This is a genomic window from Chryseobacterium taeanense (assembly GCF_900099685.1).
GTDB lineage: Bacteria > Bacteroidota > Bacteroidia > Flavobacteriales > Weeksellaceae > Chryseobacterium > Chryseobacterium taeanense.
Window position 1 is genome coordinate 134960 of the sequence record NZ_FNDW01000003.1, and the last position, 17725, is coordinate 152684.

Annotated in this window: 17 protein-coding genes and 1 pseudogene; 8 read left to right on the forward strand and 10 right to left on the reverse strand. The window is 34.5% G+C overall.

The annotated features are described in order from the left end of the window. The first annotated feature begins 17 nt into the window (after positions 1 to 17). Positions 18 to 767: an RDD family protein gene (locus BLR30_RS06055; protein ID WP_089856170.1), complete on the forward strand. Its 750-nt coding sequence runs from the start codon at positions 18 to 20 to the stop codon at positions 765 to 767. Between the two features lie 141 nt (positions 768 to 908). Further along, positions 909 to 1199, forward strand: a complete 291-nt coding sequence (locus BLR30_RS06060; protein ID WP_089856526.1) for a GNAT family N-acetyltransferase — start codon at positions 909 to 911, stop codon at positions 1197 to 1199. A 66-nt stretch (positions 1200 to 1265) separates the two neighbouring features. On the opposite strand, the gene BLR30_RS17670 is transcribed toward BLR30_RS06060, so the two are convergent. The 6 genes from BLR30_RS17670 to smpB form a co-directional block, all read right to left on the reverse strand. Continuing rightward, positions 1266 to 1436, reverse strand: coding sequence for a hypothetical protein (locus BLR30_RS17670; RefSeq protein ID WP_175443609.1), 171 nt, complete (start codon positions 1434 to 1436; stop codon positions 1266 to 1268). Positions 1437 to 1522: 86 nt separating this feature from the next. Beyond that, positions 1523 to 2497, reverse strand: a complete 975-nt coding sequence (locus BLR30_RS06065) for a glycosyltransferase family protein (protein WP_089856172.1) — start codon at positions 2495 to 2497, stop codon at positions 1523 to 1525. After that, on the reverse strand, positions 2494 to 3321 hold the full coding sequence (locus tag BLR30_RS06070; protein WP_089856174.1) for a UDP-2,3-diacylglucosamine diphosphatase: 828 nt from the start codon (positions 3319 to 3321) through the stop codon (positions 2494 to 2496). Before BLR30_RS06070 ends, BLR30_RS06065 begins: the two co-directional genes overlap by 4 nt. A gap of 58 nt (positions 3322 to 3379) precedes the next feature. Then, entirely contained in the window at positions 3380 to 4120 is a 741-nt protein-coding gene (locus BLR30_RS06075; RefSeq protein ID WP_089856176.1) for a YebC/PmpR family DNA-binding transcriptional regulator, read from the reverse strand. A gap of 93 nt (positions 4121 to 4213) precedes the next feature. Further along, a complete protein-coding gene (locus BLR30_RS06080; RefSeq protein WP_089856179.1) occupies positions 4214 to 5698 on the reverse strand; it encodes an OmpA family protein in 1485 nt (494 codons plus the stop codon). A 77-nt stretch (positions 5699 to 5775) separates the two neighbouring features. After that, on the reverse strand, positions 5776 to 6234 hold the full coding sequence (smpB, locus tag BLR30_RS06085; RefSeq protein WP_089856182.1) for an SsrA-binding protein SmpB: 459 nt from the start codon (positions 6232 to 6234) through the stop codon (positions 5776 to 5778). 116 nt (positions 6235 to 6350) lie between these two features. Here smpB and BLR30_RS06090 point away from each other — a divergent pair, with 116 nt between their 5' ends. The 6 genes from BLR30_RS06090 (at position 6351) to BLR30_RS06115 (ending at position 14380) form a co-directional block, all read left to right on the forward strand. Beyond that, positions 6351 to 7973, forward strand: a complete 1623-nt coding sequence (locus BLR30_RS06090; RefSeq protein ID WP_089856184.1) for an ABC-F family ATP-binding cassette domain-containing protein — start codon at positions 6351 to 6353, stop codon at positions 7971 to 7973. Between the two features lie 97 nt (positions 7974 to 8070). Then, positions 8071 to 9783, forward strand: a complete 1713-nt coding sequence (gene recJ / locus BLR30_RS06095; protein WP_089856186.1) for a single-stranded-DNA-specific exonuclease RecJ — start codon at positions 8071 to 8073, stop codon at positions 9781 to 9783. Positions 9784 to 9788: 5 nt separating this feature from the next. Next, positions 9789 to 10373, forward strand: a complete 585-nt coding sequence (gene nadD, locus BLR30_RS06100; protein ID WP_089856188.1) for a nicotinate (nicotinamide) nucleotide adenylyltransferase — start codon at positions 9789 to 9791, stop codon at positions 10371 to 10373. Positions 10374 to 10454: 81 nt separating this feature from the next. After that, positions 10455 to 10793, forward strand: coding sequence for a DUF3817 domain-containing protein (locus BLR30_RS06105; protein ID WP_089856191.1), 339 nt, complete (start codon positions 10455 to 10457; stop codon positions 10791 to 10793). Between the two features lie 319 nt (positions 10794 to 11112). Next, entirely contained in the window at positions 11113 to 13404 is a 2292-nt protein-coding gene (locus tag BLR30_RS06110) for a TonB-dependent receptor domain-containing protein (RefSeq protein WP_089856194.1), read from the forward strand. 127 nt (positions 13405 to 13531) lie between these two features. Continuing rightward, entirely contained in the window at positions 13532 to 14380 is an 849-nt protein-coding gene (locus tag BLR30_RS06115) for an alpha/beta hydrolase (protein WP_089856196.1), read from the forward strand. A 36-nt stretch (positions 14381 to 14416) separates the two neighbouring features. On the opposite strand, the gene BLR30_RS06120 is transcribed toward BLR30_RS06115, so the two are convergent. The 4 genes and pseudogenes from BLR30_RS06120 to BLR30_RS06135 form a co-directional block, all read right to left on the reverse strand. Beyond that, on the reverse strand, positions 14417 to 16174 hold the full coding sequence (locus BLR30_RS06120; protein ID WP_089856527.1) for a discoidin domain-containing protein: 1758 nt from the start codon (positions 16172 to 16174) through the stop codon (positions 14417 to 14419). A gap of 198 nt (positions 16175 to 16372) precedes the next feature. Next, positions 16373 to 16666 (reverse strand): hypothetical protein, encoded by a 294-nt coding sequence (locus BLR30_RS06125; protein WP_089856198.1) that lies wholly within the window; start codon positions 16664 to 16666, stop codon positions 16373 to 16375. 119 nt (positions 16667 to 16785) lie between these two features. Further along, the gene (locus BLR30_RS06130) at positions 16786 to 17061 is read right to left on the reverse strand and encodes a hypothetical protein (protein ID WP_089856200.1); all 276 of its coding nucleotides are present in this window, start codon (positions 17059 to 17061) and stop codon (positions 16786 to 16788) included. An 80-nt stretch (positions 17062 to 17141) separates the two neighbouring features. Further along, positions 17142 to 17345 (reverse strand): annotated as a pseudogene (locus tag BLR30_RS06135) (hypothetical protein); the annotation flags it as partial. Positions 17346 to 17725: the final 380 nt, after the last annotated feature.

The following is a 17725-nucleotide window of genomic DNA, read 5'->3' on the forward strand; positions in this document are numbered from 1 at the left end:
CTAAAATAATAAAAATTATGTCTCAAATTGCGATTAATACTTCACAAAATGTAAATATTAATTTTAATGTCGCCAGTATTGGAGACCGGCTTGTTGCATTCATTATCGACATGCTGATAAAGATCGCCTATGGAATTGCTGTTATTTATACGTTTTTCAATATTCTCGATCTTGGCTATGTGCTTGCGGGGATGGATCAGTGGTCGATCGCTGCCATTTACATTATCCTTCTCCTTCCGGCATTTATTTACCCTGTGGTTCTTGAGAGTCTCATGGAAGGACAAACTCCCGGAAAAAAGATTATGAAAATTCGTGTAGTAAAAATCGATGGATATCAGGCAGGATTCGGAGATTACCTGATCCGCTGGGTTTTCAGAATTATTGATACTTCTTTTGTCGGAGTGGTCGCTCTGATCTCTATGATCATTTCTAAAAACAATCAGCGATTGGGAGATATTGCCTCCGGAACAGCAGTCATTTCTTTAAAGAATAATATTAATATTTCTCATACCATCCTGGAAAATATTAAAGAAGATTACCTTCCTACTTTTCCTCAGGTGATTGCACTGAGTGATAATGATATGAGAATTATAAAAGATAATTATTTAAAAGCGTTAAGAGTAGACGACCGGCAGATCATCAGTAAACTTTCAGATAAAATAAAAAGTATCCTAAAACTGGAAATTGATCCTACTAAAATGACGGAAAGACAGTTTATAGGCGTTATTATTAAAGATTATAATTACTACACAGGGAGAGATAATTAATTGAGTCAATTCTCAATTTTGCTTTGCCAATGAATGGTGAATCTAATTCATTCTTAAATTGACGCATGAAAACGAATGACAATTCACAATTCATTATATCGGTGTGGTTTTTGCAGTTTTATGATTATTAAAACTTATGATATGAGATTCGAAAATAATAAATCGGGAAACGGCGGTGTCATCACTTTAAACAATGAAATTAAAGAGGTAGGCAGATTAACATACACGATTTTCCCCGAAGAAAATAAATTAATCATTTCTTTTGTATTGGTTCATCCTGAATTTGAAGGCCGCGGAATGGGAAAATATCTTGTAGAAGAAGCTATAAAGTTTGCGAGAGAAAACAATTGGAAGGTATATCCGCACTGTTCTTACGCTAGATCTGTCATGATGCGAATGAACGACGTTGACGATGTTTTCCTGAATAAATAGCAATACTCAATTCCTTATAAATTAAAAAAGACCATTTTGTGGTCTTTTTATTTGAAGTCATACGATTTATTTTGGTTGTCCGGGACATTGTACGCCATTGCAATTAACAAATCCGCACGGTGGTAATTTCGGGTCACAACATGAGATCACGCATGGAGGATTTTTATCTCCTGCATAAAGATTTTTCAGTTCATTTTTAGACAGAACATTAGCTCTTAAGATTTCTGATTTTTTCATTTTAATAATTTTTTGGTGTTAATAATTTGGTTTCAGATAATGTAAATATAATTATTTATCTTTAATTATATCAAATCTTTAAAAGATTAAACAAAACACAAAACTTCATTTAATATTATGTTTTCTATATCATTAGGATAATCTACTTTCAGATGTTGATCTGAAGCTACCCAATCCTGTATTTCTTCCAATTTTAAAACCTTGGAATTCGGAATTCCCATTTTATCTAAAGCACAGGCATTACATTCCTGTTCGTACTGATTATGAATAGGTATGACAAATAGTTTTTTATCCATAAAAAGCGCTTCTGCAGGACTTTCAAAACCGGCATTACATAGAATTCCATCGCAGTTTTCAAAAGCTCGCAAATACTGAAATTCATCGATAGGAAAAACTTCAACATTTTTTTCCCTGAACTGTAGGTTAGAATATTTAGAAAAGACTTTCCACTCAACAGGAATCTGAGTTAAAACTTTAATGATATTTTCATCTGAAAAACTTGGAAGATATACCAGATAAAAACTTTTTTTATCCGGATTGAGATTTCTGATTTTTTTTCTGATAACAGGCTTTTTAATCTGCGGATGATAACTTTCAAAATGAAAACCAATTCTTCGTTTACTCGGAACATAATATTTCAGCACCAATTCTCCAAAAAAATCTCTCTTTTCTGGTTTTGGCGTTTCTTTAAATAACATCGAAGCCTGATGACTTAGCTCAATCATCGGATGATTTTTCAGTTTGCATGCCCAGCCGGTAAGCGGTTCGTAATCATTAATAATAAGATCGTATTGTGAAAGGTCAATTCCTCTTATTGCTTTGAATGCTTCAACAAAACTATTTTCTGTAAATGTTTTTTTATATGATAATCCGCCTGTTTTATCATAAAGAAGAGAAATTCCTTTATGTTGATAATTAACATCAAAATCGGCTTTTAATTGCGACTGATGTCCACTTATCAATGTTTCAACAGAAGCATATTTTTTTAGGATGGGAACAATTTCCTGCGCTCTTGCCACATGACCATTTCCTGTCCCCTGAAATGCATACAGGATTTTCATTTCGTAAAATTGGTTACTATTTTCAAAAGTTCTGCACTATCAATATCTTTTATTTCATCTTGCGCATCGTCTTTCAGTATATGCTTATGATCTTCATAATAAAAAATTTTCCATTCTTTATCATGATATTCCAGAGCGGAAAGGTTTTCGATCCAGTCTCCTGAATTCAGATATGTACAGGACCCTTTTTTGTTGATTACTTCGCGAATTTGCGGCTGATGGATATGTCCGCAGATTACATAATCATAATGATTGTCGATAGCAAGTTCAGAAGCAGTAAGTTCAAAATCTCCGATATATTTTACGGCTTTTTTCACATTATTTTTAATCTTTTTTGAAAACGAATATTTCTCTCTACCCATTTTCTCCAAAAACCAATTTACAACATTATTGATTATAATTAACAGGTCGTAGCCCTTTCCTCCAAGCTTGGCGATCCATTTTGAATGCTGAACGGATGCATCAAAAACGTCACCATGGAAGATCCATGTTTTTTTATCGTTAATATCTAAGCAGATTTTATTACAGACTTTTAGTTTACCCAATTCGAAGTCGGTAAACTTCCGGAACATTTCATCATGATTTCCGGTGATGTAGTACACATCTGTATTTTTTGTAGCCAATGAAAGGATCTTTTTGATCACCTTCAGATGAGGCTTAGGAAAGTAAGACTTTTTGAATTGCCAGATATCAATGATATCACCGTTCAACACTAAAGTTTTAGGCTGAATAGAATTAAGATATCTCAGTAATTCTTTAGCCTTACATCCATAAGTTCCCAAATGAACATCCGATATGACAACCAATTCAACGTTTCTTTTCATAATCTTATGCAAAGAAACTAATTGAAAATTAACTGTATATGAATGTTATATTATTTTTTTACAATGTTTCCATCATCTCTTCTGTAATTTCCATATTGTGATAAACGTTTTGTACGTCATCATCATCTTCGAAACGCTCAAGCATTTTCATATTAGCTTTGAATTGCTCTTCATTCACTTCTTTTGTATTATTCGGAATTCTTTGAAGCTCTGCGCTTTTCGCTTCTATGCCCAATTCATCCAATTTATGAGACAGAGAACCGAAATCTTCAAAAGCCGTCGTAATCATTACTTCTTCTTCATCTCTTTCCACATCTTCTGCACCTCCGTCAATCATTTCCATTTCAAAATCGTCCCAATCCATTTTGATTTGAGCTAAATCGATGGTAAAAATACCTTTTCTGTCAAATATAAATGCAAGTTCACCATTTTTACCAAGGTTACCGTCAAACTTGTTAAAAACAGCTCTCACGTTGGCAACAGTTCTTGTAGGGTTATTCGTGGTGCATTCAACAAAAAAAGCAACTCCGCCTTGTCCGTATCCTTCGTAAGTAATTTCTTCATAATTTTCCGCATCTGCACCGCTTGCTTTTTTAATGGCTCTTTCAACATTATCTTTCGGCATATTTGCTCCTTTCGCATTCTGGATACACCTTCTTAGCGCTGGATTGGATTCGGGATCCGCTCCACCAGCCTTTACTGCCAACGCAATATCTTTTCCTATCTTAGAGAAAGTTTTGGCCATCTTATCCCATCTGGCCATTTTAGAAGCTTTTCTATATTCAAATGCTCTTCCCATTTTATTTTTAAATTTTTAACAAAATTACTCAAAAGTCAACAAAAAAAAAATACCCCCAGAATACTGGAGGTATTTATATTTAGAAAAATTTAATTATTTTCTTTTTTTAACTACTTTTTTCTTAGTAGTTTTTTTAGCTGGAGCTTTTTTCACTGGAGCATCTTCATAATCTTTCTTCTTCATTGAGTTCCATTCATTCATATCTTCAATAGCTTTTACTACTACTTTTCTGTCCACTTGTCTTTCAGCATCAGAAGCTGTAGCAGGTACAGTAGCTTTAGCTTTACCAACACCTACAGATTTAAGAGCATTAGCATCTACACCTCTCGCATCTAAAGCAGCAACTACAGCCGCAGCTCTTTCTCTAGACAATTTTAAGTTGTAAGCTTCAGATCCTTTAGCATCTGTTCTACCTTCTAGTAGATAGTTACCTCCATCTTTCTTAATAATTTCAGCAGCTTCATCTAGAGCTGGTTTAGATTCCGCTTTAATAGTAGCTTTGTTAAAATCAAAGAATACACTTCCTAATTTAGTTTCAACATCAATAGCAGTTTGCACCTTAGGTTTAGGACATCCGTTGTATTCTGGAAGACCTGGTACTGTAGGACAAGCATCATCTTTATCTAAGATTCCATCACCATCAGTATCTGGCCAAGGGCATCCGTTGTTTTCTGCAGGACCTGCAACTGTAGGACAAGCATCATCTTTGTCGATAACACCGTCACCATCAGTATCTGGCCAAGGGCATCCGTTGTTTTCAACCGGACCAGCTACGTCTGGACATTGATCGTCTTTATCTGGAACTCCATCACCATCAGTATCAGGACATCCCTGGAATTCTGGTAAACCTGGAGTATCAGGACATAAATCGTCTTTATCTAAAATACCGTCTTTATCTCTGTCTCTGTTACCAAATCTGAAGTTTAATGAAGCAGAAGCTTGCCAGAAGTTTGCAACATTTGATTTATCTCCAGGAGTAGAAACATAATCTCCCTGAATTCCTAAACCGAAATTTTTAGTTACCCAGAAGTTAATACCAGCACCTGTAGCAACAGTAAAGAAATTTGCCTTACCATTTTCGTTACCACCATCACCATTTCCAATAACCTCGCCATTAGCATCAGTTCTAGGGAAAGTAAGAGATGTATAGTCATGTCTCAGGTAGTTAGCACCTACTCTTAAATATGGGTCGAACCAAGATTCTTCATCCCATAAAAGACCTGCAGCTTTAGCCTGGAAACCAAGACCTGTCATTAACATGAATTCTTTACCCATGTTAAATCTCTTGTTTTCAACATTACCTACAGTAGTTTGCCAATCTATTACTAAACCTTTACCTACATTTCTAGCAACAGTAAGTTTAGATAATGGCGGAGTAATAGAGAAGTTGTTCATATTGAACATTGTCTTCGTCAAATTATTAGCAGAGAACGTATTACTGAAATTACCTCTCTGTGCCATATGGTTTTCCGCGTGAGCACCAACTCCGATCATCCACGGATTGTTGGTAGTCTGAGCGAACACAGTAGAAGCGACAGTAAGCGCCAATGCTGAAATTCCTAATTTTAGATTTTTCATAGAATTAAATGATTAAATAATTGATAATGCAAAATAAATATAATTTTTCTTTATATACAAAGTTTTTCCGATGATTTTTAACTTTTCTTTAATATTCTGTCGAGGTTTCTTTTATTTTCTCTATCTTTAATGCTCTCCCTTTTATCAAAGAGTTTTTTCCCTCTTCCTAAAGCAATCAGCACCTTTGCTTTTCCTCTTTCATTGATATATAATTTTAAAGGTATAACGGTATTTCCTGCATCCTTTAATTTCTTCTCAAGTTTTTGAAGTTCTTTTTTGTGCAACAGCAATTTCCGTTCCCTTTTTGTTTTATGATTATAAAATGTACCCAATTTATATTCATCAATCATCATATTAATAATGTATAATTCCCCATCAATAAACTGACAGAACGATTCTGCAATAGAAGCTTTGGAAGAACGTAAAGATTTTATTTCCGTGCCTGTAAGCACCATTCCTGCTTCATATTCTTCGAGAATTTCATACTCGAATCTTGCTCTCCTGTTTACTATATTTACTGTCTTTTCGATCTTCATCTTAAAAATTTCTTTTTAAATATATAAAAAATACCCCACATTAAAAACTTGAATACTACATTATTACGAAATACCCAAATTCTTTTCGTATTTTTGCGCCAAATTTACAAAACTATATGTTAACAGTATCTAACTTATCTTTACAATTCGGGAAAAGAGTTCTTTTTGACGAGGTAAACATTATGTTTACGAAAGGAAACTGCTACGGGATTATCGGAGCAAATGGTGCAGGAAAGTCTACATTCCTTAAAATATTGACAGGAAAACAAGACCCAACAACAGGACACGTATCTTTGGAACCTGGGAAAAGAATGTCGGTTCTGGAGCAGGATCACTTTGCTTACGATCAATATACAGTGCTTGAAGCAGTTTTGAGAGGTAATAAGAAATTATTCGAGATAAAAGAGGAAATGGATGCGCTTTATGCAAAAGAAGACTTCTCTGATGAAGACGGAATAAAAGCAGGAGAACTGGGCGTGATCTATGATGAAATGGGAGGTTGGACAGCAGAATCTGATGCGCAGACCATGCTTTCAAACGTAGGAATTACAGAAGACATGCACTGGCAGATGATGAGTGAGCTTGAAAACAAGGATAAAGTAAAAGTTCTTTTGGCGCAGGCTCTTTTCGGGAATCCAGATGTACTGATCTTGGATGAGCCTACGAATGACCTTGATATCGATACCATTTCATGGTTAGAAGATTTCCTTGCAGATTACGAAAACACAGTAATCGTTGTATCTCACGACCGTCACTTCTTAGACACCGTTTGTACCCACATCGGTGACCTTGATTATGCGAAACTGAATCTTTACACCGGTAACTACTCTTTCTGGTACCAGGCTTCACAATTGGCAACAAGACAGAGAGCCCAGGCCAATAAAAAAGCAGAGGAAAAGAAAAAAGAACTTCAGGATTTCATCGCAAGATTCAGTTCTAATGTTGCTAAGGCAAAGCAGGCAACAGCAAGAAAAAAAATGATCGATAAATTAAACATCGATGATATTAAACCATCTTCAAGAAGATATCCGGCAATTATTTTCGAAATGGAAAGAGAAGCTGGAGATCAGATTCTTGATGTAAAAGGTTTAGAAAAAACAAAAGATGGAGAATTATTGTTCTCAAATATCGATTTAAATCTTAAAAAGGGAGATAAAGTTGCTGTTTTATCTAAAAACTCTTTAGCAATCACAGAATTTTTCGAAATTTTAGCGGGCAATATAGAAGCAGATAAAGGAACAGTGGCGTGGGGAGTTACTACAACTCAATCTCATATGCCTTTGGATAACACAAGCTTTTTCCAGGAAGATCTAAGCCTGGTTGACTGGCTGAGACAATTTACTAAAAATGATGAAGAGCGCCACGAAGAATTCGTAAGAGGATTCTTAGGAAGAATGCTTTTCTCCGGTGATGAAGCCTTAAAATCTTGTAAAGTACTTTCGGGGGGTGAAAAAATGAGATGTATGTTCAGCCGAATGATGCTTCAAAAAGCAAACATTCTTTTACTGGATGAACCGACCAATCACTTAGACCTTGAAAGTATCACCACTTTGAACAACTCACTATCCAACTTTAAAGGAAACATTCTATTGTCATCTCATGACCACGAAATGCTTTCCACAGTCTGTAACCGTATCATTGAGCTGACTCCACAGGGAATCATCGACAGGGAAATGACTTATGACGAGTACCTTGCTGATAAAAAGGTAAAAGAATTAAGAGAGAAAATGTATTCTTAAATACTTAGAAACCGTTCATCATTTGAACGGTTTTTTTTTAACATTTAGCTACAACAATAAACTTTTCTCTTAAAATATATTTCCCTATTTTTGTGAAATGAGTCAAAAATGGATTTACAAGCCCGAACCCGATGAAGAAATTGTGGATGGATTAAGTTCGTCTCTTGGTTTTGGAACTTTTGAATCTAAACTCCTCGTTCTTAGAGGAATTGACAATTATCAAAAGGCCAGAGAATTTTTTAAACCCAACCTTACCGATATCCACAGCCCGTTTTTAATGGCAGATATGCAGAAAGCTGTAGAGCGTATTGCAACTGCGATTGAGAACGGAGAAAAAATACTGGTGTACGGAGATTACGACGTAGACGGAACTACTGCCGTTGCCTTGATGTACCTGTACCTCAGCAAAATTGTTCAGAAAAAATATCTTGATTTTTATATTCCCGACAGAAATTCGGAAGGATACGGAATTTCCACGGAAGGAATTGATTTTGCAAAAGAAAATGGCTTTTCATTAATTATTGCCCTGGATTGTGGAATAAAGGCCTTGGATATGATTAATTATGCCCAAAATCTGGGAATTGATTTTATCATTTGCGATCACCATTTACCTGGCGATGAAATTCCAAATGCTGTGGCTGTTCTTGATCCGAAGAGAAGCGATTGCCGTTATCCTTTCAAGGAACTTTCCGGATGTGGTGTCGGCTTTAAACTTTGTCAGGGATTAAATACAATTTATAAACTTCCTGAAGCCGAGCTATTTGAGCTTACGGATCTTCTTGCCATTTCCATTGCTGCCGATATCGTTTCTATGACCGGCGAAAACAGGGTTTTGGCTAAAATGGGACTGAAAATACTTCGTAAAACGCGAAATCTGGGACTGAGATTATTAATACCGGAAGATAAACTTTCCCATTTTGAAATTTCAAATATTGTTTTCGAGATTGCACCTAAAATCAACGCTGCAGGAAGAATTTCCCATGGAAAAGCAGCTGTTGAATTAATGGTTTCCGATAATCTGAAGCATGCCCACCAAATTGTAAGCGACATCATGGATCTCAATGATGAAAGGCGAGAGCTGGATATGAATTCCACCCTTTCCGCTTTAAATCAAATCATTGAATCTCAGCAGGAAACCAAATATACAACAATTGTTTACCATCCTGAATGGAATAAAGGTGTAATCGGAATTGTAGCGTCACGATTAATTGAAACGTATTATAAACCTACTCTTGTTTTTACGGATGGAAATAACGGTGAAATGGTAGCTTCGGCAAGATCTGTTTCCGATTTTGATGTTCACGAAGCATTGGATATGTGTTCTGAATATTTTTTAAAATTCGGGGGACATCACGCTGCGGCAGGACTGTCGATGGAGAAAGATAAATTTGATGCTTTTAAGGAAAAATTTGAAAGAGTGGTTTCCGAAAAAATAAAAGAGCATCAGAAAGAACCTTCTATCACGATTGATTCCGAAATCCAGATCGATGAGATCAACCGGGAATTTATTAATTTTCACAGAAAACTTGCTCCATTTGGGCCTCATAATATGAAGCCGATCCTGGCTTTAACCAATCAAAAGCTTTCCGGATATATTAAAACGATGGGGAAAGATAACAATCATATTAAGTTTTATATCAGACAGGAATCTACCGGGAGAAATATTGAGTGTGTAGGTTTTAAGCTGGGGCAATTTGCAGATGATTTCAGAACTAAAAATTTTGACCTTGCTTTTACCTTAGAAGAAAACCACTGGAAAGGAAATGTGACGCATTATCTGAATATTAAGGATGTGAAATTCAGGGATTAGGATTTATGAAGAAAATAGGTTTATTTTTCGGATCTTTCAATCCAATTCATATCGGGCATCTGATTCTTGCCAACTATATTCTGGAACATTCGGATATGGATGAACTTTGGTTTGTGGTAAGTCCGCAGAATCCATTCAAAGAAAAGAAATCTTTACTGAAAGATCATAACCGTCTTGATATGGTGCAGCTCGCTGTGAAGAATTATCCGAAAATGCGTGCTTCCAATGTAGAATTTTCTTTACCTCAGCCAAGTTATACAATTGATACTTTAACTTACCTCCATGAAAAATACCCGGATTATTCTTTTAGCTTAATCATGGGAGAGGATAATCTGAAGAATCTTCACAAATGGAAAAATGCTGAAACTTTAGTTAAAAATCATCATATTATCGTTTATCCAAGAGTTTTTGAGGAAGATAAAAAAGACTCGGAATATCTGCAGCACGAAAATATTTCTTTAATCAAAGCACCTGTGATTGAGCTGTCTGCAACGGAAATCCGGAATATGATCAAAACCGGAAAAAATGTAAGACCGATGCTTCCACCGGAAGTTTTTGAGTATTTGGATGGTAGTAGTTTTTATAAGTAGATTTGCATCTGTTTAAGGATGGATGCCGGAAGCTTCTGACTCTTTAATCTAGAATATGCCTTAATCATCAATTGAACAGCTATGAATTTCTTAGAAAAACTATTTTCAAAATATCCTCAGGAAAAAATAATCAAATGGTTTAAAAATATTTGCCTGGCAGAAGCGGTTTCCTGGTTCTTTCTTTTTACCGCTATGATCTGGATCCGTACGAATCCTGAAGACATTTTCCCTATTGTCTATATCAGTACGATAGGCAGTATTCACGGATTGTTTTTTACGCTTTATCTTTTATTTTTGCCTGCTATCAGAAAAATATTTGTCTGGGATGATGAAGACAGTGTCTTTTCATTGATTGCAGCATTTTTCCCTTTTGCCACCATCTGGATTGATAAAAAGCTCGCCCGTTTCGACAGAGAATAAAATATACAGGATCTTTTTCAGATCCTTTTTTTGTGCTTTATCGAAAATTTCACCTTCATTTTTAATTGTTTTGTTTATAGACTTTTAATTTTTTTAAGATCAGATGTAACAAAATTTCACCCTGAATTGTCTAAATAATAACAAAGACAATATAATCTAAAATTTTAATTAAAATTTTATTTACTGAAAATCAATCAGTTAAATATTATTTAAAAACATTTTAAGTACTTTGTATTGCAAGATACTTAATTTATTATATATCTTTGCAATGTTAAATAATAACAAATACAAGCTATTAAACTCTCAAAAAAAATAAAACATGAAAACGACTATTCTTATTGCAGCTATATTTTTCAGTGGACTTTCTTTCGCTCAGGAAAAAAAGCAGGACACTTTAAAAACAAAAAGTATTGAAGGGGTAACTTTAACCAAACAGGTTTTCAAAAAACAAAGTGACCGTTTTGTGTACGATGTTGCCGCTTCTCCTGTCGCAAAAGGAAATACTACTTTTGATCTATTGAAACAGACTCCCCTATTATCGACCACTGATGATAAAACGTTGAAAATTGTAGGAAAGAATAACGCTCTTATCTACATCAACGGCAGAAAAACCAATATGGATGCGGAATCTTTAACTCAATTCCTTAAAAATACGCCAGCTGAAAACATTCAGAAAATTGAAGTGATTACTGTTCCGGGAAGTGAATATCAGGTTGAATCTTCCGACGGAATTATCAACATCATTTTAAAGAAAAAAATGAGTAACGGAACGAGTGGAAACATGAGAATGTCTAACTCTCAGAACAAATACAATTCGAGCAATGCAAGTTTTTCTGTAAATTATAGAAAAGACAAACTGGGCATCAATGCAAATCTTAGTGGAGGGGAAAATATCAATCCGCAATCCTACATATTGAGAAACGGAACAGATAAAATGCAGAATGAATCTGTAGGTGATATTGATGATCCGAATAAAAATCTTGGAGGATATTTAAATATTGATTATCAGCTAACTGAAAAGAGCAACCTTGCCTTATCTTGGAACTCTTGGGCTAATAAAAGTTATAATTCCACGATTGATTTATACAATACTCTTATACAGCCAAATAATGCCGGAGTAATGACAACCATTCACAGCTGGACTAAAAATAAAGAAGATGCCAGAAATTATAATAATTCAGTTAATTTAAATTATGAAATAAAGCTTGATTCTTTGGGCAGTAAATTCAACGCCAATGCTGCTTATCTGAATTATAAGAGATTCCAGTTTTCCAGAAACAATACTTTAAATGAAAGCTTAACTCCAATAAAAACAATTACCCAAGACATTCCGCAAATCATTAATAACTTTTCAGGAACGGTAGATTATATTCAAAAGTTTAAAAACGATTTTACTTTTTCCGTAGGAGGGAATTTCAATAAAACAAAAACTGATAATGACACTAAGAATTACACCTATCTGTTTAATGATGATGGAAGCTTAAAAGACTTGGGGACAGATCCTAATCCAAAGCCGGACTTTAACCATTTTATATATGATGAAAATATTTACGGAGTTTACCTGACACTTGAAAAGAAACTTTCAGATAAATTCTCAGGAAAAATAGGAGCAAGATATGAGATTACGAACAGTCTGGGCACAGCAGACAGCCCAACCAATGAAATTGAAAGTCAGAGACATCAAAGTATTGAAAGAAATTACAAAAACCTGCTTCCTTATTTGAGTTTTAATTATGCCATCAACGATAAAAATAATATTTCTTATTCATTTTCAAGCAGAATGCGAAGACCGAGTTTCTGGGAACTTAATCCGGTAAGAAATTATCTTACAGACTTTAATTACACTCAGAATAATCCTTTTGTAAAGGCATCTTCCACTTACAATCAGGAACTGACGTATATGTATAAAAATTCATACTTTCTGATCCTGAACCATACTTATGTGAAAGATCAAATTACACAGGTACCTCTACAGGGTTATGTAAAATCTATTGATGGCCAGATAGGGTCTCAGAATGTATTGCGTTACGTCAGAACAAACTTTGGAGACAAGCAGGAAATGTCTGCCATGCTGGGTGTTCAAAAGTCATTATTTAAACAATACTTAACGCTGAATTTCAACGCAGGAGTTCAACATAATATCAACAACGGAACGCTGGCACAGGATCCTACGACAGGAGATACTTTTGTAGACAAAGACGGAAATCCATTGGTGTACCGAAATAATGTAAAATCAACCAGCCTTGTTATTACCAGTAATAATACCATCCGTTTAGACAAGAAGAAAACGTGGTTCCTTGGGGTTAATTATTTCTTTGTTGACAAACAACAGATCGAGCTCGGAATGCTGAAAAACCTAATGAGCCTTGACCTTAGCATCAAGAAAAACTGGAACGAATGGACATTTGCTGTGAATCTTAATGATGTACTTAGAACCAATGTCGTAGAAATTGAAGATTATCAGGCTAACGGAAATTACAATTATATTAAAAATGATATGTATAGAAGAAGCGTAAACGTAAGCATCACTTACAATTTCGGAAATCAGAAAGTGAAAAAAGTAAGAGATATCGAAAGTGCTTCTGACGCTATCAAAAACAGAACAAGATAAATCAATCATTCTTCATATAGATTATTTTTTGTGGTAACTCATCGGTTTTCCGGTGAGTTTTTATTTTATTTCTACACTTTGGTTAAAGCACAATTTTTGCTTCATTGATATCATAAAAAGCCCAAATATGAGAACATATTTATCTGTCTTAGGAGTTTTACTTTTGATATTAAGCAGTTGCCAACAAAAGACTATTGATTTTGGTAATAATATTTCATTCAGAATAGAGAAAAATATTCCTTATGGGAAAGAAACTGAGCAGAAAATGGATGTTTACATCCCTGAAAGTACGGTAAAAGATAATGACGTTTTCATGATTATTCACGGCGGTGGATGGAGAGGCGGGAAAAAATCACAATTGACAAGTTTTACTTTTGATTTAATGAAAAAATTTCCAAAGAAGATTTTCGTTAATGTTGATTATCGGCTGGCTTCAGCTACAAGTTTTGCACTTCCTGATCAGACTGATGACATTAAAACAGCAATGAATTATTTAGAAAAGAAATTAAAAATTAATCCCAAATATATTCTTCTCGGAAACAGTGCAGGTGGACATTTATCGATGATGTATGCTTATAAATTTGATAAAGATAAAAAAGTAAAAGCCGTTATTAATATTGTGGGTCCGGCTAATCTCAATGATCCAGGTTTTAAAAACTATGTTGATTATACCTTTGTTGAAAAACAACTCATCGATCCGAAAACTGTTGGAACTAAGACAACATTAATGAACTTTGGAAGTCCTGTTCATTGGATCAGCACGACCTCAGCTCCTACACTTTCATATTACGGAATGAACGACCAGGTTGTCCCTTTATCACAAATGAAAATCTTAGATTCGGTTCTAAATAAAAATAATGTTTATCATGAATCTTATGAATTTAACGGAGATCATCTCGGATGGGAAAAAGATTCAAACGCCAAATTTTTAATCCAAAAAACCGATGAATTTCTAAAAAATATTGACAAAAAATAAACGCTCTGAAAAAATTCAAAGCGCTTATTTTTAATTTTATTCTGATTTAAAAACTTCCGATCTTTCCGAAACACCGTTGGCATTAAAAGCTTCAATCTGGAAATAATAGGCATCCGTTCTGTCGGCCCCGGTGAAGAAGTATTCATTTTTACCATAGACCATGATGCTTCCGTATAATTTTTCCGGAGATTTTCCCCAGTAAATTACATATCCGTCAGCGTCAGCATTTTGTTGCCACTTCATCCAGATGCTTCTTCTTTCTCCATATTTTTTAGGATCTGCTCTCAATGGGACAAAGTTTTGAACTTTTCCGGGAACTGTCCCCGCTCCTTTTCCGAAAACCCGGAAACCGCTTAAGGCAAATTTTCCGGTCGGCATTTTCAGATTTTCCATTTTCAGGAATCTTGCTTTGGCCGGTTTTTCCAATTCAACATAATCGTGGGGAACATCTTTCATATTTTTGCTTTTATCAACAATCATGTTCCATTTTTTACCGTCGTTGGAGCCGTAAATCTTATACTGATGCATTTTGCCTAAGGTTTTTCCCATAAACTCAACATCCTGATCCGCATAATTGATCTGAATGGCATTAATGGTGGATACTTCTCCTAAATCCGTCTGAAACCACTCCCCGGAATTCCCTGTTTTAGCGCTCCAGTAGGTTTTAATATCTTCATCAACCGCGTAATTGGAATGATAACCTCCTAATGTTGATGATACCTGAACCGGCTTATTATAATTCAGCAACATCCATCCTGCAAAAAGTCCTTTTGAAAAATCTTTCCCTTGTGCGTATTGCGGAAGATAAGTCGGATAATCACCATACGCTGTATTGCAATACATCACATCATCCTTGTCAAATCCTGCAGGCCATATTCCCAAACGTCTTTCAAAATTATTTTTCGTGGAAATAAATATCGTGGAAACATGCCACCAGTTTTTATAGTTATCTTCAAAAGTAGCGCCGTGTCCTGCTCCCCTGGCAAAACCTCCCGGTTTGTATGAAAAAGGATTGTGCTGTTGATACTCGAAGCCTTCCAACGGTTTATCACTCACATACACCCCATCAGAATATCCGCTGAATTCTGTTGCCGGAGCACCATACTGCATATAATACTTACCGTTGTGCTTGGTCATCCACGCTCCTTCCACGAAAGGCTGAAGAAAAACATTGTCATTGTATTCCCCGAATCTTTCCCAGCCGTGATCTTCAGGCTTCAATCTTACAATCGGTTTTACAAAACCTTCCGACTGTAGTGTTTTTACTTTCACTTCCGTCCCTAACAGCGGCCACTCGTTGCTGGAACCCCAATACAGATACAGCTTATTTTTATCTTCATCATAATGAAAAGCAGGATCCCAAGCTCCGACTTTCAGGGTGTCAACTGCGATTTTCCAGTCATCTTTTGTTGGGTTGGTGCTTTTCCAGATCGGGAAATCCTGCTCCCATGTCGATCCGAAAACATACAAGGTGTCCTTCATCGCCCAAACGGCCGGAGCATTCAGGTCGTGAATATATTTGTTATCTCTCAGGAATTTCCTTTTCACGAATTTCCAGTCGAGCATATCATCGCTGTACCAGTATCCTTCCTGATTGGTAGAAAAGAGGAACAGTTTATTTTTAAAATTAACAATCACCGGATCCGCTGTCGCACGATGTTTTCCCTGTTTTGAAAAAACTTCGAACGGCGTATAGCCGTAATCAATATTGACCGGGTTACAAAATGTCTTTTGCTGGGCTTTTAAACTTAACATCCCCAACAAAAGCATGAGTGAAAGAAGATACTTCTGCATTTTCATACGTTTTAACTTTAAAAACAAAAATAGGTAAGTTTTTCGGGTTCTTTAATTGAGTGGTTGATTTTTTTTGTAGTGGTTGTTAAAGATATTCGAGGTAAAATGTTTTTGCCTTATAACACAAAACCCACCGTAATTACGGTGGGTTTTGTTATCTGCTCAAAATTATAAACTTGCCAGCGGGTGAGGTTTACTTTAATTTATAACAAAAAATTCATCAATAAAATTTTGATCTTTATCTAAATATAAAATATAAGAACCAATGGTTTTAATTTTACACTCTATATTCATTTCGATTTTATAATTATTGCTAAAGAGTTCATTCTTGTCATATAAAACATAAGAAATACTCTTATTTATTAATTGTATATTCTCATTTTCACAAGATTCTTTTAATTCTTGCAAAATTTCTTCATCTTTTAGTATATTATTTATATACTCCGAAGAAAGTTTAAATAAATTTTCTGTATCTATATTTTCCTCTAACATTTTTCAATAAAAATATTAATATCCCATTACTTTTTCAAAAATAATATGCCCACTTACATTACTATAAATTCGAATGTATTTATTTGCATTGACAACCGTTTGAGAAGCATATTTAAAATTTATATTTTTATTTTTTGAATCATTTCAATTAGTTCATTATATATAATTTCTTTCTCTTGCTCAATTATTTCTCCAGTATCATATTTTTCAATAATAACATTGTATTTATGAGTTGTTTCATAATTAAATGTTGATATGTATATTAAATTATTTCCTATTTGAATACCTATTGCTGTGGTATCAGCTTCCCAAAAATCAACAATTTTATAGTCTTGTAGTGATTCTTCATTTAATCTTACAAGTAATTCATTTATTTCGGTGTTTTTATTTTCCATTATTTTAAAAATCTACTAACAATTGTTTTTTTCAAGAACTTCTATGCTGCTGCCATTACGTAAATAACTTACGCGCACATTTCCCAAATGGTCTCCGTCTGCAACTCCTTTCCGTTGTACTTATACTGATAAGCTGAATTTCCAGCCAATGCATTATACCCTTCATGCTTCAACCCAAAAGGATAATAATTGTTTTGTTCAAGAACTTCTACGCTGCTGCCATTATTGAAATAACTTACATGTACGTTTCCCAAATGGTCAGTATAATTGTAAATATATTTATTATTTTCGAAGTTTTAACGCACTTTGCGGTGGGTTATTTATTGTTGCTCACGGATTATAAATCCGCGAGATAAGATATCCACAATATTACAATTTCACTTTAGATAAACTCCTTTCAGAAAGAAGAAGTAAAATAATAATGCTAGTAAAGGAATACATAATAAAGAGTTAATAATATTTCCTTTACTTAAACTATTCTTAATTATTACAATAATTGATATTAATATACCTATTACATTCAAAGGAAATAAAACAAAAAAACTAAATTTTCTATTAAATGCTGAATATGGACTAATCAATCCTAATATATCTATAAAGATAAATGCTGAAAAATTTAACAAAAAAATTATAAAAGATAAAATTGCTAAATTTTTAATACTTA